Annotated in this window: 20 protein-coding genes and 1 tRNA gene; 6 read left to right on the forward strand and 15 right to left on the reverse strand. The window is 44.5% G+C overall.

Going from position 1 to position 25907, the window contains the following annotated elements:
* Positions 1-9: 9 nt before the first annotated feature.
* From dapE to V7R55_RS09600, 4 genes are all read right to left on the reverse strand, one after another.
* On the reverse strand, positions 10-1146 hold the full coding sequence (gene dapE / locus V7R55_RS09585) for a succinyl-diaminopimelate desuccinylase (protein WP_334059261.1): 1137 nt from the start codon (positions 1144-1146) through the stop codon (positions 10-12).
* Positions 1140-1487, reverse strand: coding sequence for an ArsC family reductase (locus tag V7R55_RS09590; RefSeq protein ID WP_334059262.1), 348 nt, complete (start codon positions 1485-1487; stop codon positions 1140-1142). Before V7R55_RS09590 ends, dapE begins: the two co-directional genes overlap by 7 nt.
* Before the next feature lie 241 nt (positions 1488-1728).
* Positions 1729-2229: a PTS sugar transporter subunit IIA gene (locus V7R55_RS09595; protein ID WP_334059263.1), complete on the reverse strand. Its 501-nt coding sequence runs from the start codon at positions 2227-2229 to the stop codon at positions 1729-1731.
* Between the two features lie 4 nt (positions 2230-2233).
* Positions 2234-2623 (reverse strand): ACT domain-containing protein, encoded by a 390-nt coding sequence (locus V7R55_RS09600; protein ID WP_334059264.1) that lies wholly within the window; start codon positions 2621-2623, stop codon positions 2234-2236.
* Between the two features lie 667 nt (positions 2624-3290).
* Here V7R55_RS09600 and V7R55_RS09605 point away from each other — a divergent pair.
* The gene (locus tag V7R55_RS09605; RefSeq protein ID WP_334059265.1) at positions 3291-3656 is read left to right on the forward strand and encodes a VOC family protein; all 366 of its coding nucleotides are present in this window, start codon (positions 3291-3293) and stop codon (positions 3654-3656) included.
* A 133-nt stretch (positions 3657-3789) separates the two neighbouring features.
* Here the strand turns inward: V7R55_RS09605 and hppD are convergent, their stop codons facing one another.
* Entirely contained in the window at positions 3790-4863 is a 1074-nt protein-coding gene (gene hppD / locus V7R55_RS09610) for a 4-hydroxyphenylpyruvate dioxygenase (protein ID WP_334059266.1), read from the reverse strand.
* A gap of 299 nt (positions 4864-5162) precedes the next feature.
* Complete coding sequence (gene hmgA / locus V7R55_RS09615; protein WP_334059267.1) at positions 5163-6458, reverse strand: homogentisate 1,2-dioxygenase; 1296 nt, start codon at positions 6456-6458, stop codon at positions 5163-5165.
* Between the two features lie 220 nt (positions 6459-6678).
* On the opposite strand from hmgA, the gene V7R55_RS09620 reads away from it, so the two are divergent.
* The 4 genes from V7R55_RS09620 to V7R55_RS09635 all read left to right on the forward strand — a co-directional run bounded on the left by V7R55_RS09620 (position 6679) and on the right by V7R55_RS09635 (position 10578).
* Entirely contained in the window at positions 6679-7107 is a 429-nt protein-coding gene (locus tag V7R55_RS09620) for a MarR family winged helix-turn-helix transcriptional regulator (RefSeq protein WP_334059268.1), read from the forward strand.
* A 221-nt stretch (positions 7108-7328) separates the two neighbouring features.
* Positions 7329-8402, forward strand: coding sequence for a patatin-like phospholipase family protein (locus V7R55_RS09625; protein ID WP_334059269.1), 1074 nt, complete (start codon positions 7329-7331; stop codon positions 8400-8402).
* A 158-nt stretch (positions 8403-8560) separates the two neighbouring features.
* Positions 8561-8637 (forward strand) — tRNA-Val (locus V7R55_RS09630).
* Between the two features lie 213 nt (positions 8638-8850).
* Complete coding sequence (locus V7R55_RS09635) at positions 8851-10578, forward strand: sensor domain-containing protein (RefSeq protein WP_334059270.1); 1728 nt, start codon at positions 8851-8853, stop codon at positions 10576-10578.
* A gap of 148 nt (positions 10579-10726) precedes the next feature.
* On the opposite strand, the gene V7R55_RS09640 is transcribed toward V7R55_RS09635, so the two are convergent.
* The 6 genes from V7R55_RS09640 to V7R55_RS09665 form a co-directional block, all read right to left on the reverse strand.
* A complete protein-coding gene (locus V7R55_RS09640; protein ID WP_334059271.1) occupies positions 10727-12661 on the reverse strand; it encodes an EAL domain-containing protein in 1935 nt (644 codons plus the stop codon).
* Positions 12662-12913: 252 nt separating this feature from the next.
* Entirely contained in the window at positions 12914-13936 is a 1023-nt protein-coding gene (locus tag V7R55_RS09645) for an MBL fold metallo-hydrolase (protein WP_334059272.1), read from the reverse strand.
* Positions 13937-14443: 507 nt separating this feature from the next.
* Entirely contained in the window at positions 14444-17491 is a 3048-nt protein-coding gene (locus V7R55_RS09650; RefSeq protein ID WP_334059273.1) for an efflux RND transporter permease subunit, read from the reverse strand.
* A 3-nt stretch (positions 17492-17494) separates the two neighbouring features.
* Positions 17495-18628 carry an efflux RND transporter periplasmic adaptor subunit gene (locus V7R55_RS09655; RefSeq protein WP_334059274.1) on the reverse strand — a complete coding sequence of 378 codons (1134 nt, stop codon included), beginning with the start codon at positions 18626-18628 and terminating at the stop codon, positions 17495-17497.
* 267 nt (positions 18629-18895) lie between these two features.
* Complete coding sequence (locus tag V7R55_RS09660) at positions 18896-20830, reverse strand: monovalent cation:proton antiporter-2 (CPA2) family protein (RefSeq protein ID WP_334059275.1); 1935 nt, start codon at positions 20828-20830, stop codon at positions 18896-18898.
* 1 nt (position 20831) lies between these two features.
* The gene (locus V7R55_RS09665) at positions 20832-21482 is read right to left on the reverse strand and encodes an NAD(P)H-dependent oxidoreductase (protein WP_334059276.1); all 651 of its coding nucleotides are present in this window, start codon (positions 21480-21482) and stop codon (positions 20832-20834) included.
* Between the two features lie 290 nt (positions 21483-21772).
* On the opposite strand from V7R55_RS09665, the gene V7R55_RS09670 reads away from it, so the two are divergent.
* The gene (locus V7R55_RS09670) at positions 21773-22267 is read left to right on the forward strand and encodes an acyloxyacyl hydrolase (RefSeq protein WP_334059277.1); all 495 of its coding nucleotides are present in this window, start codon (positions 21773-21775) and stop codon (positions 22265-22267) included.
* Between the two features lie 88 nt (positions 22268-22355).
* Here V7R55_RS09670 and V7R55_RS09675 read toward each other — a convergent pair whose 3' ends face one another.
* Genes V7R55_RS09675 through V7R55_RS09685 form a run of 3 tightly spaced genes read right to left on the reverse strand, consistent with a single transcriptional unit; the run spans position 22356 to position 25898 of the window.
* A complete protein-coding gene (locus tag V7R55_RS09675) occupies positions 22356-23105 on the reverse strand; it encodes a hypothetical protein (protein ID WP_334059278.1) in 750 nt (249 codons plus the stop codon).
* Positions 23106-23112: 7 nt separating this feature from the next.
* Positions 23113-25410, reverse strand: coding sequence for a xanthine dehydrogenase family protein molybdopterin-binding subunit (locus tag V7R55_RS09680; protein WP_334059279.1), 2298 nt, complete (start codon positions 25408-25410; stop codon positions 23113-23115).
* A complete protein-coding gene (locus V7R55_RS09685) occupies positions 25407-25898 on the reverse strand; it encodes a (2Fe-2S)-binding protein (RefSeq protein WP_334059280.1) in 492 nt (163 codons plus the stop codon). Before V7R55_RS09685 ends, V7R55_RS09680 begins: the two co-directional genes overlap by 4 nt.
* Positions 25899-25907: the final 9 nt, after the last annotated feature.

Consider the following 25907-nt stretch of genomic DNA (forward strand, 5'->3'; position numbering starts at 1 on the left):
CAAAAAAGGCTACTTAGCCAGCAAGCGTTCTAAGATACCGAAGTACATATCGGCGAGTTGCTCTAGGTCAGCCATTTTTACGCACTCGTCAATTTTGTGAATAGTGGCGTTAACCGGGCCTAGCTCTATAACTTGTGCTCCCGTAGGTGCAATAAAGCGGCCATCAGATGTGCCGCCGGCAGTTGAGAGTACCGTAGGTGTACCTTTAACTGCAGCAATCGCACCTTGAGTTGCTTCTAATAGCGCGCCCGTATCGGTCAAAAATGGCTGACCATTAAAGGTCCAGTTTATCTCGTATTCAAAATCGTGAGCATCTAAGATAGTGGTGACACGTTCAATAAGAAGTTGGTCGGTCACTTCTGTTGAAAAACGGAAATTGAAGCATACGTGAAGTTCGCCAGGTATCACATTACCAGCACCTGTGCCTGCGTGAATATTTGAAATCTGAAAGCTGGTGGGTGGGAAGAAGTCGTTACCGTTATCCCAGTGTGATTTTGCCAATTCATCAAGAGCCGCCATGGCGCTGTGCACCGGGTTGTTAGCTAAATGAGGGTAGGCGACATGACCTTGCACACCTTTAACAACTAAATCGCCAGTTAATGAGCCTCTACGACCATTTTTGACAATATCACCGACTTCGTCTGTTGAAGAGGGTTCACCAACAATACACCAGTCAATTTTTTCATTTCGTGCTTCTAGGGTGTCGATTACGCGTGTAGTACCGTTAATAAACGGGCCTTCTTCGTCGCTCGTGATAAGGTAGGCAATGCTTCCTTTGTGGTCTGGGTACTTGTTCACAAATTCGCGGGTGGCGACTAGCATAGCAGCAAGGCTGCCTTTCATGTCGGCAGCGCCGCGACCGTGCAAATAGCCATCAACTTCTGTTGCGGTGAAAGGTGGTGTTTTCCAAGCCGATTCCGGGCCGCTTGGTACCACATCGGTATGGCCTGCAAAACAAAATACGGGGCCTTCTTTACCTCGGCGAGACCAAAGGTTAGTGGTGTCTTCAAACACCATGGTTTCATTATCAAACCCCAGCGCGCCTAAAAATTCGCCCATGGCTTCTTGGCAGCCTGCATCTTCTGGCGTTACAGAACGGCGGTTTATGAGTTGCTTAGCAATTTCAATAACAGAATCGTTTAACAAAATATTTCCTCATACTGTGCAGGCTTAAACCCAATGTGAAAAGCATTGTCGTGAAGAAGAATAGGGCGTTTAACCATAGCGGGGTGAAGCTCTAACAAGGCCAGTGCTTTGTCTTTATCTAAGTTCGCTTTCTCCTGCTCTTCTAACTGGCGATAGGTAGTTCCACGTTTATTTAACATGGTTTCCCAGCCAAGCTCAGACTCAGCGCGTACAAGAAAATCGCTGTCGATACCGTCTTTTCGGTAGTCGTGAAATGTGAACGCGATATCGTTATCTGCTAACCATTTCTTTGCTTTTTTGATGGTGTCACAGTTAGGGATCCCATAAAGGATTGTGCTCATGGTGATTTATTCCATACTACTTTATTGTTAATTGATGATGACACGGTTGCTAGCGTGCCATTAAGTCCAGTATTTATGTCGGTGCATAAGAAGAAAAACGCTAAGTGCGTCTTGAGCACCCACAGTATTTCAGCTGTCGACTTTTCTTGTTTGCTACATCATACAAGCAGTTGGTACGTTGTTAAACTCACTCGCGATGGTTTTTTGAGGGTGAAAGCCTGTGTTTAGGTTGAGGATGAAGTTATAGGTAGAGTGTTAGAAGTGTATCTTCACCGGCTTCTACAAATCTTTGGTGGGTGGGCAATACACCGATAAGCGCTTGTGCATTCAGCAAGGTTAGCGCACAAGTGTTGCTTACACCACGTTGTTTTAGCCATGCGGCATTTACAGTAAAAAGTACCTGTTTGGGTGTAATTTGCTCGCCGCTCTTTAACGCGCTGACGAATTGTGCGCCATGTAGATGAGTCGTATCACCGCCGTATTTAATTTTGCATTTAAGACCAGCGCTAGATTGTATATCGATAGCATAGTCCAAGGGCGAAACCTTTATCACTTTGCCAGCAAAAGGAGAGATCACAGTATTAGAATTAGAACTTATGGCTGCGCCTGGCCCCATAAGTCCACTTTGATAAAAAGGGTCATCAATATCGCAAAGCGATATCACCCGCCCCGAAAATGGACTTATGGTGACAAATTGCTTGGCAAAACTGTCTGGCGCGTACTGTAATTGCTTAGCGTTCACTACTTTAAATGTCCTGATTCACTGTGTAGCCCGCTCCCTTAAGGGCGCGAACAGCATCTTTTAGTTTATTATCTTTTACCAAAAAGAAATCAGTATCAAAGGTTGATACAACGAAAATTGCGACCTTAGCCGATGCTAATACTTCGCCTATTTGTGCCATGATCCCTACCATGGACAGGTGCAAAGGGCCTAATAGCTCAAGAGCACGCCAACCGTCATCGCTATCAAGGGAGGGAACATCAATAGAGTCTGGCACAACAATAGACAACTCATCTTCTGTTTTGCCCAGAAAAAACAGCGGGCTTTTAAGTACAGAAGCTGGGATATCATTTTCTGGATCCAAACTGTGAATTGTAAACAAAGATTCTCTAACTAGCAGTGTTTGTTTTGGCATGAAAAATTGGAAAAAAGATAACTTCGAAGATATTCACATTAAACCACTAACTGTGACTAAGTGCTACGTGTTATCCACTTAATCTGTGGATAAGTTTGTTGAGTAGTTTGGGGTCTTGTTGTAAGTTGTTGATATTAATTGATTAAATAAACTGTACAAACAATGTGCAGTGGATAACATTCTCTAATTTACAAGCATTTTCCACAGGTCATGTCTACAACTAAAATAAAAAATGTTTGATGATTTTGCAATTTCTTAGCTTGACAAGCACCACTTTTTAAAAAAATTCAGCGCATTGAAAAACAGAGAATCACCGACGATCTTGCATGTAAAACTTATTGAACTGACTGCGCGTGAAAATTAAAACGATCTAACATTTAACAAATATTTCGTAAGAGGCTAAATTCATTAGTTACGCTTTACATTTTAAATTCTAGAGTTCAAAACTAAATACACCAAGAGCGTTTTACCGCAGGAGCTAATACCGCAGGAGCCAACACCACAGGAGCCAAACCATCAGAAAAAGTTAGCAGCAGAGATTAGGCGCAACATGAACTAGGTATATCTAGAACGGAGAAAGCGCAAAGCAGTTGAACGGTTTTTCTGGCGCTAGTTTTGACGAAAGTGGCAAGCATTACCCCTAAACCTAACAAGAGAGAAAACGACAATGTCAGATTCATCATGGTGCGATATTACTGTAGAAAACGCAGATGAACTCGTCAGCTTTTATGAAGCTGTAATGAAGTGGAAGAAAGAACCTATTGATATGGGAGGCTACAGCGATTACGTCATGATGAAGCCCGACGGCACACCAGTAGGCGGTATTTGTCATAAGCAAGGCGTTAATGCGCAGTATCCAGGTGGGTGGATTAACTATTTTACGGTGGAAAATCTTGAGTCAGCTTTAAATGCGGTAATTGAAAAAGGCGGAAGGCAGGTGGGCGACATACGCCACCATGGCAAAGACAGCTTCTGTGTGATTACTGATCCAAGCGGTGCAGCTTGTGCACTTTATGAGAAGGGACAAAGCTAAGCAGGGATTTAAATACCACCACGATTAGAAGTAGCGCACTAAAAGCGAAAAATAAAAAAAGCAGCGTGTAGAGCCTACTCGCTGCCTTAATCGATAGCCTACTAAGCGATTTAGCTCGCCTAGCGCGAGGCAATTACTTGTTCAGCACGCCGCGGTCAACTTGATCCCGTTCAATAGATTCAAACAGGGCTTTGAAGTTACCCTCTCCAAAGCCTTCATCTTGCTTGCGCTGAATAAATTCAAAGAATACCGGGCCAAAAACGGTTTCAGAGAAAATCTGAAGCAACAAGCGAGGTTCACCATTCTCGGTAGTACCATCAAGCAAAATACCGCGCTTTTGAAGTTCGTCAACGTTCTCACCATGACCAGGCAAGCGCTCTTCTAGCATTTCATAATAGGTATTTGGCGGAGGCGTCATAAACTTCATGCCCTTCGCTTTAAGCTTATCTAAACACGCCACAAGGTCGTCACAAGCAAAAGCGATATGCTGAATACCTTCACCGTTGTACTTCATTAAGAATTCTTCAATTTGGCCGCCACCGCCAACTGCTTCTTCGTTTAGCGGTATACGGATTTTACCGTCTGGCGCTGTCATGGCTTTCGACAGTAGGCCAGTATATTCCCCTTTAATGTCGAAATAGCGAATTTCTCTGAAGTTAAATAATTTTTCGTAAAATCCTGCCCAGAAATCCATGCGACCGCGATACACATTATGGGTAAGGTGGTCGAGGGTATGGAATCCACATCCTTCAGGGTGGCGATCTACCCCTTCAACCCAGTTGAAGTCGATATCATAAATGGTGTTTTCGCCTTCGTAACGGTCTATAAGGTAAAGCATAGCGCCGCCAATGCCTTTTATTGCGGGTAGTTTCAATTCCATTGGGCCTGTGTGTGTGTCCATAGGCTGTGCACCGCGAGCAAGTACTTCTTTATAAGCGTGCTGGGAATCTTTAACGCGAAAAGCCATGCCACACGCTGAAGGACCGTGCTCTTCAGCATAGTAGCCTGCATGGCAGTTTTTTTCGTAGTTACTTAGCAAATTGATGTCGCCCTGACGCCATAGCTCAACGTCTTTTGATTTGTGGCGTGCAACGAGCGTAAAGCCCATCGCTTCAAAGATAGGCTCTAGTATGCCTTTTTCCGGCGCAGTAAATTCTAAGAATTCAAACCCGTCCAAACCAATTGGGTTTTCAAACAAATCAGCCATAGCGATACATCCTCAACGTAAATCGTATTTTATAATTGTTACCCGATTGTAAGGCTGCAGTGAAAAATCAAGCAATAGCAGGCGTGTATGACCGTTTTGACAATGGAAAGCGAGACTGTAACGTTTAGTTTTCACCTGCGGTTGTAACGTTAGGTTAGAGCAAATAAGCTTGCTCTAACCTATTGAACATATTATGAATTTAACAAATTTTACGGCTAATGCCTGTGTTCATAAATTGATACAGGTAGCAAAACGAGTAAACCTTCTAATACTAGTAAGCATAAAGGGAAGTAGCGCGATTACTTCTGACCATCATAATATTTCTTAAGACCTTTCCAGCACGCCAAATAGTCCCGTTGGCGAATGTCATTATTTAAAGCAAATTCCGTTGGTGCAATGGCATAACGAGACTCAAACATAAATGCCAATGTGTTTTCGTAACGCTGAGGGGCTAATTCAGCGTTAGACGCTTTTTCAAAAACTTCAGCTTCAGGTCCATGAGGCGTCATGCAGTTGTGAAGGCTCATACCGCCCGGCACGAAGCCATGTTCTTTGGCATCGTACGTACCTTCAATAAGCCCCATAAATTCACTCATGATATTTCTGTGGTAATACGGTGGACGAAAAGTGTTTTCCGCTACCATCCATCGCGGTGGAAAAATAACGAAGTCTACGTTCGCTGTACCCTCTAGTTCAGACGGTGAGGTAAGGACGGTAAAAATAGATGGGTCAGGATGATCGAAACTTACGGTGTTCATTACGTTGAAACGAGAAAGATCGTATTTATAAGGCGCAGAATTACCTACCCAAGCCACCACATCAAAAGGGGAATGATCAAGTTGGGCTTCAAATAGGTTGCCGCAGAACTTGTTGACCATGGTATGAGGCGTTTCGTTATCTTCAAACCAAGCAGTGGGGTAACAAAAATCTCGCTGATTAGCATAGCCGTTTGCGCCAACGGGGCCGCGTTCAGGCAACACAAAAGGGTGGCCGTAATTTTCACATACATATCCACGAATTGGTCCATTAGTAGGGTTAACAGCGAAACGAACACCTCGAGGGATAACCGCAATTTCACCAACAGACAAATTGAGCTTGCCGAATTCAGTGGTAATGAGCATGTCGCCAAGCTGAGGGACAATAAGCATTTCACCATCAGAAGAATAGAAAACACGGTTTTGCATATTTGCATTAGCACTGTAGCAATGTATGCCCATACCCACCTGCGCCTTAGCGTCTCCGTTAGTGGCGATAGTGATTAGCGAATCTACGAAATCCATGTTTTGTTCAGGAAGAGGTACCGGACTCCACCTCAATACATTAGGTGGGCAATGCACGTCAGTCTCTGGTGCAGTTCTTACCAAACCATTATCTATTTTTTCAAAGTCACCCATTGCGATAGATGGGCGTAGGCGATACGTCCAGCTGCGGCGATTCTCAGCCCGAGGAGCAGTAAATGCAGTGCTGCTAAACTGTTCAGCGTAAAGCTTGTAGTTCACCTTCTGAGGACTGAATTGACCTTTAGGAAGTGCGCCCGGCAGCGCTTCAGTTTCGTGCTCGTTGTTAAAGCCCGTTAAATAAGACAAGTTATCCATATACGCTCCAATAGGCGGGACCAGCGTTGGGCTCTGCTCCCAGATCAATAATAAAGTAGTTGCAAATGAAACTATGTGTTTTAGGCTAGAGGTAAATGAAATGTAAATCAATAATAGGTATACAGTTGGCGGGATAAGGGTAAAGCAAACTTCGGTACGCTAGCTTTACACTGTTAATGATAGGCGTTGACTGGCTTACTTTTATAAAGGGAAATAGCACATGAAGCTAGAAGACATGCTTGCCTATAAGGTGGCGATGTTAGCAAGCGATTTAAGTGAGTCGCTGGCGAACGAATATGCTGACTATAAGCTTACCAATCCAGAGTGGCGTATTCTCGCCACATTAGGTGCTACTAATGATAATGCGCAAGCGCCGTCGTTGACGGCAAAAGAACTCGCTATGGCAACCCGTCTAGATAAGGTTCAAGTTTCACGAGCGCTAGAGCGACTGGTTAAACGAGAAGCTATCCATAAACGTTCCTGTGAATATGACAAACGCGCCACCTTTATTTCACTGTCAATAAAAGGGGAGCAAATTTACCAAACCTTGTTACCCAAAATCATTTGCTGGCAAAATAAGCGATTGGAAAATATCACTGATGATGAGTACCAAATATTTCTAAAAGTGATAGATGCACTCAGGCCTTAAAATTCGGGTGAAATCCTTGATAAGTCTGGTCTGAGCAGATGTGAGGCTATCGCCATAAAGGTTACTTTTGCCCCTTTAACTGTTAGATTTCTCTGAACTAATCAAATGGTACAGCTTTGGCGTCTATTAATCATGGTTTATTGCCCTATAAATATTCAACAATCGCTACTAGCCAGCGCTTGTACTAAAGCTGTATAAAAACATCTTAGCAAGGAAATTGAGTGGCACCCTTAGATATATACGCAGGTAAAAAAGCACGAGAAACCATAATGAAAAACGGGTTTACGCCTGAGTTGTTTAGTTACTTCTTGGGTGCTTCTGGCGGCCCTAAATGGTTTTCACTTGCCGGCTTAGACCGCGTGCTGTTTCCGGAATGGTTTGCCAATATCGACCATCAAATACATGTTATAGGCTCGTCAGCAGGTGCATTTCGAGCAATATGCGCTGTTCAAGACGACCCGTTGGCTGCCATAAACCGTCTAGCGACTTCTTACTCGACAACGACGTACAGCGAAAAACCAACGCCCCGAGAAATTACGGCTAAAGCCGAAGACTTGTTAAAAGAAATGGTAGACGAAGCAGGAAAGCAAGAGGTGCTGTCTAACTCTCGCTTCAAAGCCCACCTTATTGTTGCTAAGTGTTTGGGGGCTACCCGCTTTGAAAGTAAATTCAGACAGCTTTCGGGCTTAGCTATGAGCGCAGCGGCTAACACCGTTAATCGCAAAAATTTATCGCGCTTATACACGCGCTACGTCTTTTCTACACCGAATACGGACTTTGCCATTAACGATCCTTACCAGCTGCCTACTAAGTACCATGATTTAACCCAGGGTAATATCCACACAGCATTACTGGCTTCAGGTTCTATACCGGTTGTGATTGAAGGCATACCGGAAATTGAAGGTGCACCTGTAGGTATGTATCGCGATGGCGGTATTATCGACTACCACTTCGATCTGTCGTTTGGTCCGGATGACGGATTAGTTCTGTATCCCCACTTTTACAATAAACCTATTCCGGGATGGTTTGATAAGGGCTTGAAGGGCAGGGTGCCTCATAGTTCAAGCTACGATAATGTGGTGATGTTAGTCCCTTCTGCTTCTTTTGTAGCAAATTTGCCTTACAGCAAAATTCCAGACAGGAAAGATTTTGAAGTGCTTGATGCTGACACGCGAATTAAGTACTGGCAAACGGTGTTAAAGGAAACCGACAGGCTGGGTGAATACTTTATGCGCGCTGTAAACGACGGAACCTTAGTAGACGCTATCAAGCCACTTCCATTTAATATGATATAAAGAGATTGCTAATCGTCTGCAAAACGGCTAATTGCTGTCAAATTAGTCACTTGAACTTTCTTTTGATAAGTTTTTCTTGCAGGTGGCGCTTATGCTAAGTATTATACGCGCCGTTGTCCGGCATTCGCCCACCTCACAGGTGCAACACAGTTCTACATGCGTCTATAGCTCAGTTGGTTAGAGCGCTACCTTGACATGGTAGAGGTCCCCTGTTCGAATCAGGGTAGACGCACCATCTATTTTTACATCAGAAAGATTACAACCTTTGTCGAATCCTATTTGTGCTATTTGCGCGGTATGGTGTATTGGCGGTTACGGTAATCATTTATTCATCTGTGTTCGGTATTACATCTTATAAGACCATCTAATTACTGGTTTTAGACTACACTGAAATTGGGCTGATAATTTTTCGAACGCTGAGTACTTATACAGTCGCTAAGGGAGTAAGATGAGCTTGCAGAGATACGAGGGGCCCTTGTTGTTTGCACATCATGGTGCTGCCGAAAGGCGGTTCCTTGAGCTCATTAGTGCCTTACCAAAAGTATCTGTGCAAGGATACGACAAGTACCGAGATGTAATATACTGGAATAGATCAAGCGAAGATATCTATGGTTACAGCGAAGCCGAAGCGCTGGGTAAAAAGCTTGAAGACCTCATTATCCCCAACTTTATGCGGGATGACGTTATTAAATTTCATCAGCGCTGGATAGAGTTTAATGAGCCTATCCCTTCCGATGAATTGGTGTTAAAGAAAAAGGGCGGTCAGCCCATTCACGTTTTTTCTTCTCACGTAATGTTGAAGCAAGGTACAGACTCGCCAGAGATGTATTGTGTTGATATTGACTTAACTGAACAGCATGAGATACGCCAAGAACTGGAGCGAATGGCGTGCACTGATTTACTTACGAATTTACCCAACAGACGCGCGTTAGAACAGTGTTTAACCTCTGTTATTGAGGATGCAAGGTCATCCAACAGTGGTTTTGGGCTGTTCTTCATCGACCTAGACATGTTTAAAGAGGTTAATGATACCTTGGGGCATACTTGGGGCGATGAATTGCTGAAGTCAGTTGCCAAACGCTTGTCAGACTGCATTGATAGCATTAACGGAATACTTGCGCGATTTGGCGGCGATGAGTTTGTTTACTTGGCTAACGATGTAACCTGCGAAATTAAGTGTGAGGAAATCGCGAAAACGCTGTCCGATTGTTTCACAGAGAGCTTTGCGCTTAGCACTGAGAATGTCCATATTACCTCTAGCATTGGCATCAGTTTGTATCCTCGTGATGGCGATGTGATTGACGACATTCTTAAGCATGCCGATGCAGCTATGTACCAGGCAAAGGCTGAGGGTCGCAACAGGTACCATTTTTTCACCAAGGCTTTAAGTCAGCGGCTCCGCGAGCAAAGAAACATAGCCGCTAATTTAAGAGAATCGCTGCGCAATGATGAATTTGAACTTGTATTTCAGCCCCAAGTCGATGTTAAAACCGGTAAGTTTTCTTCATGTGAAGCGTTGCTTAGGTGGTGCCCTTTAGATAATACCAAAGCTGTGCCCCCTGATGTTTTTATACCTATCGCCGAGCGTAGTGAACTGATAGGCGATATAGGAAATTGGGTGCTTAGAAAAGCGTGCCAACAGGCCCAGGTGTGGAAGCAAAAGGGGATTGAAGTTCGTATCGACGTAAATGTGTCAGGCAAAGAGCTAGAGAAAAGCTCGTATTTTGAGTGCCTTACTGCTTATCGAAACGAATACAACTTGTTGCCTGACGATATTGGTTTAGAGCTTACTGAAAACGTGCTAATCAAATCAGACAGTACTATTTTAGAAGATCTTCGAGCACAGCGGGATCTTGGCGTAGAAATATCTATTGACGATTTTGGTACTGGCTATTCCTCGTTAAGCTATTTAAAGCATTTTCCTGTAACGCATCTAAAAATCGACCGTTCTTTTCTCGAGGGCGCACCGGAAAATGAGTACGATAGTGCATTAATGGAAGCCATAGTTAATGTGGGCCATAAACTAAACCTGAAGATCGTTGTTGAAGGGGTGGAAACAGAGAGTCAGTCTGACTACTGTAAATCACTAAACGTAGAGTATGTGCAAGGTTACTTATACTCAAGGCCGATAAGCGCTGACGCCATAGAAAGCCTATATTCAAAACAAAATCAGTAGGCACCAAAAGATGTTAAAAACGCTCACTATTTTCTCTGAACTATGTATTCTGGCCGATGAAGCCTAGACTAGGTGCTAAGGCTTTCAACGTAGATACCTGCTAAACAATCTCGGTAAATGCTATCGAGTAATACCAAGAAGCGACGAATTAATAGACATTCCACAGTGATGGTTTAGCAAAATAATAACCTTGCTGATGATCTACCCCAAGCTTATTCAACGCCACTGATTCCGCTTCGTTTTCTACCATTTCTGCTATCACTTTTATGTTCAAGCCTTTGGCTATGCTAATAAGGCTTGAAACAAATAGTTGATTGTCTTTATTTGTGTGAATGCCTTGCGTTAGCCTACCAGAAAGTTTTACAAACTGTGGCTGTATCGCCCGAAGACCTGAAAGTGAGGAAAAATTATCACCAAAGCGCTCAATGGTAATTCCACAGCCTATGTTGATTAACTGTCGACAAAGTGATTCTGTCACCTCTCTGTACTGAATTAATGCAGCATCCTCGACTTCAAAAAACAGTCTGTGGCTTAAGGTTTTGCGATTAGCGATTTCTTTTATCAACCAGTCTCTGAATTCAGCATTAGCAATTGATGCTATGCTTAAATTCACAGCAACCTGTTGAGAGGTTACTTCTAACTTCTTAAGTACGATTGTGGTGACAAGCTTGTCTACCTGCGGAATTAAGTCTAGTCGCTCCGATGCTGGAATTAGCTGTGCCATCGGGATCACGTCATTTGTATCTTTATCCTTGAAGCGCCCTGAGGCTTCGTAATAAGCGGGGACGTTTTGGTCTGTATTCATTACAGGTTGAATCATAATATCTGCGTATTGCTGTGACACAATGTAGTTCAGTCGCTCACGCCACTGGGTATTACTGTGCACTTTTGATATTTCTGATGCTAACTGCCAGCCGTTCTGGGTTTTCATGGCGGTAATAAGGGCACTATCAACACTTTCCATGATTTGCGGCATTGACATAGTACCGACAAAACGCGTTATACCCATGAAGATTGCTTTTGTTCCATCTCGAAGCGGCGAGACACTTGCACATTGTTTTGCAAGATTAGTAAGCATGAGTTCTCGGGCTGCGCCTTCCATTGCCTCGCTAATCAGCGCAAAATCGCCTCCCGACAATCGAAACACAAAGCGAACGTTGTGGTTGTTCTTGGTTTCTTCCACTAAAATATTCGCCACCGATTTTATGTAATTATCGCCCGGCACCATACCCAATTTTGTATTTATGCTGCCTAAATGAGCTAGCCTGACAATAATGAGTTCTTTTTCTTGCGCAGTTGCATTCTCGTTTAATAGAGCACGCATATGGCGTTCGAAAGCGCCTCTATTTGCAAGCATTGTGAGTGAATCTTTGCTGGCTTCTTTTTTAAATAGTGCTGACTGTCGCTTAAGCTCGTCAAATTTAGAAGATAACGTGTTTGCCAGGGTGTTAGCAGCTTCGGTTAACGGCTTAAAGTCTTTACTCGATGCCGTTAGTTCAGGCGACGTGAAATTATGACTGCCAATTTCATTAAGCTTTTTAACAGTGTCATCGAGTGGTCGTTTTATCCGTCGGTTGGTTATTATTACGAAAAGTGAAAGAAGCACTGCAAGGGCGAGAAAAGCAGCGGAATTTTTAATCAGTACAGCGACAAACTTACTAGCAATCGTACTTTTGCTTGCCGTAAGTACGAGGTTATTCTCACTATTATATAAAGGTACACGCTTTGTGTTACTAGGACTTGGGTCAATAAGAGAATACCAAGATGGCAAGGTGTCTTCGCTTAGGGCCTTTGCGCTCAATACCTCTTTACCGTCAGCGTCAATAACTGATGCAACAGAAATATAGGGCTGTGCCACGGCACTTTCCGTCAATGTTTCTAGTGCTAGACGCTCATTTTGGGGGGAAACAGAAACCTGTTGAGCAACGGCACTCTTGTAAACTAACGCACTTTTTTCAGCCTGCAGCGTTACCGCCTCAGACGCGTTTAATTGTAGCTCACGTAACTCGGCAACAGACAATGCAGTAAATGCTAAAAACAAAAGGGTTACAATACCCAAATTAGTTTGGCTAGATAGCTTCATTACTAGCAGTTATCTCCTTTAACTGAGAAATTTATCTTCGCTAAAGACAGTCGCGTGGCCTTTTGGTGCAAGAATTTACGACGCCACTCAGTACAATCTTTACTTAAAGTGCAAGACACTTATACCTTAAACGTAAACCATAATTGTAGCTTACCCAAAGGATGAGTGCGAATTAAACAATATAGTCACAAATGTACAGTAAAACAAAATGTTAAGCGAGATATATTAAAGCTTTTAGCTTGTCTATACGTTTTACTTGCTATCCAGCCACCACATTTTATTAGGGGCTTCACCAGCACGCTTTATAGGCACTATTTCGCCAAAAATTGGGATGCTAGTTGGAACATCTTTCGCACCAGCAAGAGCTGTAATTTTCATTAAGGGTTCGTTCCAATTATGCAGTGCTAAATCAAAGGTGCTGTTGTGTACTGGCATCATAACACTGGCTTGGACATCAATATGCGCTTGCAAACTCTCTTCAGGTAGCATGTGTATGTCTGACCACAGTTCGTTATATGCACCCGTTTCAATCATCGACAAATCAAAAGGGCCATACTTATTGCCGATCGCTTTGAAGCCTTCAAAATAGCCTGAGTCACCGCTGTAGAAAATGTTGGTGTTTGAAGATTTTATAACAAAGCTGGCCCATAGCGTTTCGTCTCTATCAAATAAACCTCGCCCTGAGAAATGCTGAGACGGTGTGGCCACTATTTCAATGCCGCTCACGTTTGTACTTTGCCACCAATTTAGCTCAACGATTTTATTTGCATCGACACCCCAGTCACGTAAATGATTGCCAACTTTTAGCGGTGTAATAAACACGTCGACTTTGTTTTTAAGTATTTCAATACTGCCCTTATCTAAATGGTCGTAATGGTCGTGACTTATGATAACAGCATCTAATGTAGGTAAGTCTTCCAATGAAATTGGCGACTGGTGGAAACGCTTGGGTCCCATCCATTGAACGGGAGATGCCCGCTCACTGAAGACCGGGTCGATCAATATATAACGATCGGCAAGCTTCAACAGGGTAGTAGAGTGCCCCAGCTTTATCACGCTATCTTCTTTAACTCTTTCAAGCATTTGTGGTGTAAGTGTTGACACAGGTATCTCAAACGTTGGCGTCGCAGCATCTCTATTGTCACGAAAATACGCTTTGGTCACTTTCCACATGTCACGCCACGTCGTTTTATATTCAATATGGGTATTCGCAAATTTTTCAGGTTGTGACGCGCTCGCAGCAAGGCCGTTTGAAGAGCCACAGAAAGATGTCATAAATAAAACTCCAACAAGAAAGTGTGTGCGAATAGTAACCGGCATGCGCTCACCTTAAATTAAAAGTATACTGCACAGTGTAGTTTACTAATGATAAACTAATTTAGTTAAAAGTAAACTGGTGGGTGTAGTTTTATTGTTGCTTTGTCTAAAGTTTAGGTTGTACTGACAGGCCTCAATCTTTCGCCTCAGTTGTACTTAGCGATACTGCATTATTATTAGATAAAGACGCTATTGGACGAGAGCTTGAGCGGTTTCTTCATAATACTAATGAAAGCCTGGAAAACCATCAAAAGCTAAGCCACATTCTTGCGGCTAGTGAGCCATGGACAGTTGAAAACAATATGCTTATGCCGACGATGAAAATTAGACGCTTTGAAATTGAGACGAGATTTAAAGAAGCTGCATCTGTTGAATAACTTTTTGTAGGCATTAGCCTAACCATAAAAAAAGCTGGCAACCTAAAAAGGCAGCCAGCTTTTTCTGGACGATTGAGTTGTAGGCTTTTTATTCTGACTTAATACCGTGAAACGTACAATGCAGCACAGGCAATATTAGCAATGTAAGTACGGTGGCAACGGTCAGGCCAAATACAATAACTACCGCCATTGATGCGAAGAACGCGTCAGAAAACAGCGGGATCATGCCCAATATGGTTGTAATGGCTGCCATGGAAACGGGACGTACACGAGACACTGATGCGGTCACAACGGCATCGAATGCGCCACTGTTTCCCTTTGCCTGTACGTTTATTTCTTCCATTAATACGATCCCGTTTTTAAGCACCATACCAATAAGGCTTAAACTGCCAAGCAGCGCCATGAAAGTAAACGGTGCACCAACTAGCACTAAGCCGCCGATAATGCCGATAGTAGTAAGCGGTATAACGCCCCATATGGCTAACGCTTGACGCAATTTACCAAACAGCAATACAGTAATGATAAACATGCCTAAAATACCAATGGGCATACTCGCGAATAGGGCGCTTTGCGCATCTGTTGAAGTTTCATATTCACCGCCCCATTCAATGCGGTAGCCATCAGGCAATTCGAGCTCTTCTACAAGCGGTCGAATTTTCGCTTGTACGCTTGCAGCCGTTTCACCGGATAAGGGCATGGGCTCGGCATAAACCGCCAGCATACGCACCCGATTGCGGCGTTTGATGATCGGGTTATCAAGTGACACATCTACATTGCTAATAACATCAGCCATGCTTATGTATTTACCTTGTTCTTGGCTCCATACGTTAAGCGAGGCAAGGTTGTCTATGTCATAGCGCTGGTTTGGGTCGTTGCGCATAACGATAGGAATTAAATCGCTCCCTTCGCGGTAAAGGCCAACAGTTTCACCCTCGTTGTTAAGGAGAAACGCAGTGTGAACGGCATCTCGGGTTACCCCAATGCGCCTTGCTTGTTCTTCCAAGAACACGGGCTCAACAAATGGCACCTTGTTGCTCCACGACAAGCGCACGCTATCCATAGTTTTCTCTGCTTGAAATATGGCTTCAATGTCGCTGCTGATTTCTCGCAAAACCTCAGGGTCTGGCCCGTAAACTCTTGCTTCAATTGCCGCTTTTGCCGAAGGACCTACTTGAAGTGCTTTTACTTTATATTGCACATTGGGGAAGTCTTCCCGTACCAGCTCGATAATTTCGCGCATACGAGCATCACGCGACTCAACCGTGTTAGTTTCAACGATAAGCTGGCCATAGCTGGCGTACCTGTCTTCTGGCGCGTAGGTCAGTGTTAGGCGCTGTGCACCACCGCCAATAACACTGGTTACGTTGGCAATATCTTCCATGCTCAACACGTTGCTCTCTAAGCGTCGTATAGATTGCTCTGTAGTTAAAATGTCGCTTCCCTCAGGCAGCCACAGATCGACAAAGAAAAGCGGTGTGGATGAATCAGGGAAAAAGGCATTCTTAACGTATTTACCTGACGCCACGCTACCAACCAGCGCAACAAGTACCAGTACTATCGTAATGTACCTGTGATTGATAGCTGCAGTTAGCACACGTTTGTAAACCGTAAAAATAATGCCTTTGTATGGGTCGTCGTCTTCCTCACTATTGCCGCGTTCTTTTTCGGTTTTAAACAACAGGTCGAAAAAGAAAGGCGTTATAGTGAGCGCTGTGATCCAGCTTAAAAACAGCGAGAAGCACAGTACCCAAAATAGTGAGCCAACAAACTCACCGGTGGCATCAGGAGACAACCCAATAGGTGCAAAGGCGGTGATAGCAATTACGGTAGCGCCTAGAAGGGGTAAACCGTTTTGCGATACTACGTCTTTTGCTGCCTGAAGTTTGGTTTGCCCTTTTCTAACGCCAATTAGCATACCTTCGGTTACCACTATGGCGTTGTCGACTAGCATACCAAGGGCAATAATGAGCGCGCCTAGAGAGATTTTTTGCAGCTCAATGCCTTTCACCGACATTAAAATAAAGGTGCCGAGAATGGTAAGCACAAGAATGAGCCCCATTAGCACGCCACTTCGCCAGCCCATAAAGAGCAGCAAAACGAAAATAACGATAGCTACGGCTTCAACAAGGTTTATAAGAAAGCCAGTTACAGAATCGTCGACCACCGTAGGCTGGTTGTAAACCGTATTCAAGCTCATACCAAGTGGCATGCGCTGTTCAAGCTCAGCAATTTTGCTATCAAGTCGCTTGCCCACATCAACTACATTCACTGCCGAGGCGAACGACACGCCAATAGACAGGGCAGGGGTGCCTGAACTGTGGTAAAGAAGCGAGGGGGTATCGTTAAGCTTACGCTCAATAGTGGCAATATCAGTTAAACGAATCAGGCCGCTTGCCGGTGAACCTATAACCACCTGTCCTAATGCCTCTAAATTGTCGAACTCGCCGGTGGGCTGAATAGAAAGGCGTTTACCCTGAACTTTGATTGAACCTGCGTTGCCTACTACGTTTTGCGCAGTTAACAGGCCGGCAATGGATTCTGCAGAAACATTAAGGGTTTTCATTTTATCGTGATCTAAAGACACAATAATTTGCTCGCTTACCGTACCGGCAATAGAAACTTTTTTAACGCCCTCAACAAGCTGAATTTCTCGCTGCATTAAATCGGCAAAGTCTTCCATTTGCTTAAGGGAGTAGTCTTCGCTTTTAAGGGTAAGGAGTAGCCCAAATACATCGCCAAAATCATCATTGACAATAGACGTGCTGGTGCCGGGGGGCAACGATGCCTGTGCGTCACCCACTTTGCGGCGTAAATTATCCCAGTATTGTTCTAGGTCTTTGGCTTGAACGCTGCTCTTAAGCTCAACCGTAATCTGCGAAAGCCCCAGCATGTTTACTGAACTTACGCGTTTTACATTAGGTATACGCTGAATAGCCTTTTCAAGCTGCAGCGTAACCTCTTCTTCAACTTGTTCGGGCGTTGCGCCGGGGTATTGGGTTATGACAAGAGCGTTTCTAATAGTAAATTCAGGGAATTCTAACTGGCCTAGGCCAAGAAAGGTCACTATGCCGCCAACACCTAAAATGATGGCGACCATCCAGCTTATTACTTTTTGACGAAAAAAATACTCGACCATGATTTACAGGCCTCCTTCTTTCGTCCATTCAGTAACCGCTTGGCCTTCTTTAACTAAATGGGCACCGGCAGCCACGATTTTATCATCGTCTAGTAGTGGCCCTTCTACAAGTAAACCACTAGAAATGCCGCGAGTGATCATCACGTCTACTGCTTCGACTGTGCCTTTTTTAGCACCGTTACCGTCAGGCTTAAAGCGCCAAACAATCGCTTTTTCTGGCTCTGCATTGTCAGTCACTACCGCACCAAAAGGCACCAGCCAAAGTTTTGTGTCAGACTCAATTAGTTTCGACATATCAAGTAATACGGTCGCGCTCATACCTGAAAGTACATTAATGTCTTCAGGTTCTGGTAGCGTGATCGTAACTTCGTAGCTAAGTTCACCTTGTCGCGTGGTGCTTTCGTGGTCCTTATACATGGCAGCATAGCGTTTTTCTGGCATACCCGAAAAAGTGACCCACGCCATTTCAGAGGTACGGTTTTCGCGTGCTCTAGAGCGGTCAATCATGCGCATTTTTTGCTCTGGCAACTGAAACGTTACGTCAATAGCGCCTGGCAAGTGAAGCTCGGCAATGGTTTGCTGAGGTACAATGACTTGATAGTTTTCAACGGGCACAGATGCAATGAGCCCCGCAAAAGGTGCACGAAGCTCGGTATAACTTAGTTGGTCCTGCGCGTTGGTGAGACTAGCTTTAGCGGCTAAATAATTTGCTTTCGCCTCATCAAACGTAGAGCGACTTACCGCGCCTTTTTCAACCGAAGCCTCCATACGTTCAAACATAGCAGAGGATACATCAAACTGAGACCGGGCCGTGGCGAGTTGTGCTTTTGCATCTCGGTCGTCAAGACGCGCGATAAGCTGGTTCTCTTTCACTTCCTCGCCTGCTTTTACGTTAAGTTCTTGAAGCTTACCGCCTATACGAAAAGAAAGGTTTGAATACTCAGCCGCTTCCACTTGCCCTGGGAATTTAGCAATGGTTTCGTCTGAATGCTGAACTTCATAAAGCGTTACCGGTGTTGAAGATACAGTTTTAGGTGGAGTAGGGGCGTCTTCACACGCACTTAGGCCAGCAAGTGCGGTAAATGCAACCACAGCGCGCACGGCTACACTGTTAAAGAGACTCTTTTTAGACAACATGGTAACTCTCCATTTAAATAAACCACTTTTCGTTCCCATTTTGGCAATGGGTTATCTTGTATTACGCGCCTATTAACCATCATTAAAGCGGATGGTATAGAAATCTAATATACGCTTACTTCAACGTACTTAAAGGTTATAGCGTTATTTTTCGTTTTCGATCAGAATTTTTGCTCACCAGTTCAAGGGTTAACAAGCGAGTTCAAATCAACATCTTCGACCCGTAGTGCGAATTCGCAACAAAAATACCGCTAAGTTACACGTCCATTACTTCTTTGCGTTATCTGGTTTCTCATCGGGCGCTAGTTTTTCAGCATAACCTTTAGGCGGCGGAGTCCAGCCTCGCATCTTCGAATGTCTGTCATGTAAATCGGTTTTCAGCGCATCTTCAATGAGCGATTCTAGCTCGCTGAACAGTTTTAGGTAGTTGTTGTCTACCCGTTCGCCACTCGCATCATCTATCCACGCGTGATACAGCACATCATTTTGTTGAGATTCAATATTTTTGTAGGCCATTTTTTGTCGCTCAACATGGAACGGGTGGACATTGAGTGAGCGCAATGCTTCTGCGCCCATCTCCAGTGCACTATGATAGGTTTCTGATACTACAAAATCTGCGCCCAGCTGGCGCAAGCGGTAGCCATGACCACGGTCAAAGGCACGGGCAAGCACTTTGACATTAGGAAAGGCGTGTTTGGCGTACTTCACCATTTCTGCAGCTGTTTCTCTATCGTCAATGGCAATAACTAATAAAGACGCTTCGTGCGCCCCTGCGGTATGCAATATGTCAGGTTTAGATGCATCGCCAAAGTACGCTTTGTTGCCGAAGCGCCTGAAAAGGTCTATTTGCTCAGAGCGAATATCGAGCACAACGGTTTTCACGTCATTAGCCGCTAAGAGGCGATTGACAATCTGTCCAAAACGACCGATGCCGGCAATGACCACAGTACCTTTCTCGTCAATTACATCTTCATTACGCTGGGATTTCGCATTCTTATAATGAGGAATAATGGCTTTGTCGAATAGGATGAAAAGCCCTGGCGTTAAGAACATGGAAATAGCCACAACAAGAGAAAGTACAGAAATAATGTCGCTGGGCAGCACGTAGTTCTGCGAGGCAAAACTTAACAGTACAAAGCCAAATTCACCCGCCTGGGCAAGGCTTAGCGTGAACAGCCATTTATTGGTGCCTTTTATTTTGAAAATTAAGGCGATGATAAACAGTACAACGGCTTTCACCAGCATAACCGCGATAGTTAGCCCTGCTATCAACATCGGGCTCTCACTAAGCACTGAAAAGTTGATGCCAGCGCCTACCGTTATAAAAAACAGGCCCAGCAACAATCCTTTAAATGGTTCGATATTGGCTTCAAGTTCATGCCTGAATTCACTGTTAGCCAGAACGACGCCGGCTAAAAATGCGCCAAGGGCAGGAGAGAGCCCAACTAGCCCCATCAACGCGGCAATGCCGATAATTAACATAAGCGCCGTGGCCGTAAATATTTCTCGTAAACCCGATGCGGCGACAAACTTAAATAAAGGGCGGCTTAAGTAGTGTCCGCCAATAGTGAGAAAGGCAATAGAGCTAATAATCACCAAGCCAGAAGCCCAAGGTGCAAGCCCTTCTACTAAATTGAAGCTATCGTGTGATTCTGCTGCGCCATGTTCACCTCCTGCGGCAACGAGTTCGGGAATGGCAAGTAAGGGTATAAGCGCAAGCATGGGAATAACAGCAATATCTTGAAACAGCAAAACAGAAAAGGCACTTTTGCCACCTTCAGTTTTCTGAAGGCCTTTTTCTTGCAATGTTTGTAAAACAATGGCGGTTGAAGACAGGGCAAAAATAAGACCAATGGTAAGAGCAATGCTGAAAGGCTGTTCAAGCAACAGAGCGACACCAGTGATAAGCGCGGAAGTTAATGCTAATTGCAAACCGCCTAACCCCATAAGCTTGGACTTCATTGCCCATAAAGAGCGAGGCTCTAGCTCTAGCCCGACTAAAAACAGCATCATGACTACGCCAAATTCAGCAAAATGCTGAATTGCGACAGTTTCGTCACCAACAAGGCCGAATATGGGGCCAATCACTAGCCCTGCTATTAAATAGCCTAATACAGACCCTAAACCAAGGCGCTTTGCAATGGGCACGGCGATGACAGCGGCAACCAAGTAGATAAATGCATATAAGAAATAGCCAGTCACGTTAATCTCCTTGAGAAGTACAAAGGTCTGCGAGATTTTCGATACGCTTTGCTTTTTCTAAATCGAGGGTATTAGTTGTTAGCTTTTTCAGCAAAGTTACCCACTTGTCTTTGTGCTGAGCCACCCGGTGTTCTTCCTGCGCAGTACGAGAGCCAAATAGAGCAAAAGGGGCGATGTAAGTCATATGCGTGATTTGGGCCATTTGCTCTAATGGCTGAAGTAGTTGCCTAATAGTGTAATGATTGAAACCGTCAGTTTGATAGGCCTCTTCTTTGCCGCCTGCACTTAACGCACAAAGGAACAATTTATTTTTCAGCGCAGTACCTTCATGACCGTAGGCGAACCCATATTCCAGCACCAAATCTTGCCACTCTTTTAAAATGGAAGGCGTTGAATACCAGTAAAGAGGAAACAGGAAAATAATAACATCGTGGTCGACTAGACGCTGCTGTTCCCGCTCAATATCAATATTGAAATCTGGATATTCCGCGTACAGGTCAACGGCGGTAACGTGCTTATTTAATTGAGCTTCATGAAAAAGGGGCACGTTCACTTCAGAGTTCGTTTGTGCTGGGTGAGCAAACAAAACCAGCACTTTCTTACTGTTTTTGGTGCTTTCAATAACATGTTCTATGGAGGTTTTGTCTGTCATACATCTCTACTCAGTTTTACAGCCAATGTTTCTGAAATTATTTAGCTTTTGTTGCCGTTAAGCGTATCCCCAAGGCCAGCAGGCACTAGTCTAATTCTTTATACAATATTTACGCTTAGAGCAAATCGTAATGTGTTTTTCTGCAAAGTTATAAGGTTACTAATTATTACAAGGTTGAAAAAAGTAACCTGATTACCATTGTGTACCTACAAACAAAATAGCTTTGAAAATGACGTAAAAAGAGCGTTGAAAAAGCGAACCTTTTAACCTTTGCTTAGAACAGTATAAACATGAAAACACCATTAAAAACACTCGCACTTGCATTATCTTTACTTTCACCTTTTACATCACTTTCCACCCATGCTCTACCTCAAGGCACAGAACTCAAAGCTGGAGCAGCTGTTTGGAATCTGTTCGATGATGCAGACCGTTACGCATTGCATGTGGCTTATGTTCACAAACCGCTCGAATCATTTTACGGAATTCGACCAACAGTTCTCTTGGTAAACGCAGATCAAGGCCAACACTATTTCGCTGCGGGGTTGGCAAAAGACGTCTACAAACACAATGACTTTTCAGTACGCGTTGCCTTTCACGCGGGCATTGTTGATGAATCTGAAAATTTAGGCGACACCATTGAATTCTATTCATCACTTTCCGGACTCTACAATTTTTCTGAATCATTTTCGCTAGAAGCTGAAATTGGCCACATTTCTAACGGCGGGCTAGGGGACACGAACCCTGGTTCAGAATCGTTTGTATTGAGTGCTCACTACCATTTCTAATCTCGCCTACACAAGTTGTGCCTACTTCTTTCGTTAAACAGCCCGCTTAAAACGCGGGCTGTTCATTTTTGGCAAAGACTTTTTTAACTTAACTTTCTGTCGGGCAAGGTGCGCCGCCGTTAATCCAAACCGACATTGCCTTAGCGAACTTTGCATGTGTCCCTGGTGCAGGTGTTCTGCCTGGGCCGGGGTTCCATGCCCATCTCACTAATGGGTCGTCACTAACATGATGCTCAAATTCTTTTTTGAACGTTTTCATGTCATCTCTACCCCCACGTTGAGCAAGAAAAGAGTTCAAACGCGGGTTCAACCAATTGTTGCATAACTTTGAGGGGGTCATGTCGTTACCAATAATCATGGTAGGAGGCGGCATGTGCCACACGAAACCTGGCATAAGGTCGTTTGCTGCGCCAGGCGGCCTGCCGGGTTCACGCGCATTTTCATCTTGGTGACACCCACGGCAGTTTACGGGGTGCGTCTCGCCAACCTGAGCAAACTTTCCGTCTTGAACAGCCATTTTTAAGTTGTTCAAAGAGGTAATGTTCATCGGATGAGGAGTTTTGTTGTCGCCCACCGTTGGACGGTGAGCACCGTCCTCAATAACACCGTGACAATTCACACACCGTGGATGTGTTGCTACATCGAACAAGTAGTTGAACGCAGTCGTTGGGTTAGGATCTTGCTGATAAGCTTCAAAAGCAGGTGTTGAGTTAGCTGCTTTTGATGTGCTAGCGGTCATATTTCTATGATCGCTATCGTCATTTTTGTTTGCAATACACCCGCTAAGCGCGAGCACAGAAAGAGCACTAATTAATAGGGGAGGTATCAATCTCATCATACTGTCCTTATGCTTTTAATGCTGTAGTCACGTGCTGCGCGAGCATAGGCAAATGACGTAGCCGTACACCAATGGCTTGGTACACTGCATTGCCGATAGCAGGGGCTACACCAATAACGCCTGGTTCACCAAGACCAACCGGGAATTCATCGCTCTCTACCAGTTCAATATCCATCTCTGGGACATCGTTCATACGCAGAGGAAGGTAGGTATGTAAGTTTGTTTTTGAAACCTGACCGTTCTTCACCTCGTTATGTTCAAACAGCGCCAAGCTCAATCCCCACAGCAGTGAACCTTCAAGCTGTGCCATCGCGCCATCTGGATGAATAACAATACCGGCATCCGATACTACCCAAAGTTTCTTAACGGTTATCTTTCCAGTGCGCTTGTTAACGTGAACATGAGCTGCAGTCGCGAGCCAAGCTGGCATAGTGCGTTCTTGACCTGCACTTACGCTATAGCCAATGCCTTCATCAACACCAAGTTTAACATTCGCCGTCTTTTTCTGAAGAATCTCAAGCGTATTGGCAAGTCGAGTGGCACCGCCGACACTTTCTGGCGCTTTGCCCCCTTGTTTTCCTTTTCCGTCTAACATAGCAAGTCTGAAGTCGACGGGGTCTTTGTTCGCTTTCATTGCCACTTCGTCAATAAATGATTCTAAGCCCCATACAATCCAACCTTGACCTACCGAACGCAGCCAACCTGGCGTAAATGTATCTTGTGCTATCTTATTGTTAACCGCACGGGCGCGATGGTGAGACATGGTGTACCAATGGTCTGCGCCAGATGCCGAGAACATATCGACTTTTCCTTCGCCGCTTACTCCTGGTGCTAGAAATCCTGGTGCCATTTTTAGTGTTGGCCAACCTGCCGCAAGCGCATGCTCCATGCCTAAAAACTGATTATTTTCATCAAACGACGCATTAAACAGCGAGGTAGATGCAGAGCGGGGTTGATCAAATAATGTATCATCCGGGCGCATAAACACCAATTTGACTGGCTGGCCAGCAGCTTTAGCTGTAAGCAAAGCTGGAACAATCCAATCTCCGTAAAGGCGTCGACCAAAACCTCCGCCAAGATAATACTGGTGAAGGATCACATCACTTTCTGGCACTTCTGCGGCCTTAGCTACAGTAGGGAGTGTTAGGCTCTGCCACTGGTTACCCGTATGAATATGCCATTTACCGCCTTTAAATTCAGCAATAGCGTTAAGTGGTTCTAGCTGGAAATGATTGGCAGTGGCGGTGGTGTATAAACCCTCAATAGTTTGTGCCGCTTTCGTTTGCGCCAGCTCTATATTTCCTTCATCTACAAAAACGGTGCCTTCCTTGCGATCACGTACAATTCTTTCGCCTTCTTTTTGTATATCAGCTTCAGAAACATTGGCAGTTTTACCGGCGTTGTAGCTAACTTTCACCAAATCAACAGCTTTAATCGCAGTAGGGTAGTCTGTAGCCAATACAGTAACCCAACCTTCGATAGTACCGCTCGGATCGGTGAGCACTTTATAACCTTTGTATCCCGGTAAGCTCTTAGCTTTACTGTCGTCCACATTCGTTACTGCGCTGCCATAACGAGTCGGAGGGAGAATGGGGCGTGCATAAAGCATATTTTCCACTTCCACATCAATGCCGTATACCGCAGTACCGTTAGTTTTAGGCGGGATGTCGAGTGCTTTGTAGTCTGCGTTAACACCGATAAGGTGGCGTTTTTTACCCGGTTTAATTGGCAGTTCAGCAAGCTCATCTGCACTGAATGTTTTGTCTACTTTGCCATTCGCTACGATATCACCATAGCTAATTTTCTTGTTACCTGAGATAACAAAGCCTTTTTCTGCCTTACAACTATCGGCAGGCACGCCAAGCAATTTTGCTCCAGCATCAATTAACACCATGCGGCCAGCGGCGCCCGCCTGAGACATTGGCTTGTAAGTATGGAAAATTGACCAAGAGCCGCCTGTTACCATGTAGCCCCATTTCGGGTCTGTATCAACGTGCACTATAGACACTTTATCCCAGTCGCACTCAAGTTCATCAGCTAAGATTCTAGCGATTGGCGTACCAATATGCTGACCCATTTCCGCTTTGGCTATATTAACGGTGACGTTGCCATCTGTATCCATTTCAAACCAAATGTTTGGTGAAAACTGTTTTGTTTCAATATTCTCTTTCGCTGACAACAGAGATGGAACCGCGGCAGCGCCAAATGCCATGAATAAAGATGTCTTCATTGACCCCACCATGAAAGAGCGGCGCGATAAATTAATCATGTCTTTCTTTTCTTTCGAAATATCTTTCATGCTCATGCGTTTTCACCTTCTGCTGATGCGTTTGGATCGAAGTATTGAACTGAAGATGTCGCCGCACGTTTAATTGCTTTTTTAATTCGCGCATAAGCCATACAGCGACAGTAGTTAGTGCTCATGTGGTTAACAATATCTTGATCGCTTGGGTTTGGATTTCTATCCAAAAGCGTTGCTGCTTGCATGATTTGACCAGACTGGCAGTAGCCACACTGAGGAACCTGCTCTTCTACCCAAGCAGACTGCAGCGGATGCTCGTTGTTGAGGCTTTCGATAGTGTTTACGTTCTTGCCTTTAGCTAACGAAACAGGATAAGAGCAAGAGCGAATAGCGTTACCGTCAATATGTACCGTGCATGCGCCACACATGGCAACGCCGCACCCAAACTTGGTACCTTTTAATCCAAACTCATCGCGTATCACCCAAACGAGAGGCGTATCTGATGCAGCATCTGTCTGCACTTTTTTTCCATTTAATGTAAATTCAATCATGGTTTGTGT

The organism is Alteromonas sp. S005 (genome assembly GCF_036864475.1).
Lineage (GTDB): Bacteria > Pseudomonadota > Gammaproteobacteria > Enterobacterales > Alteromonadaceae > Alteromonas.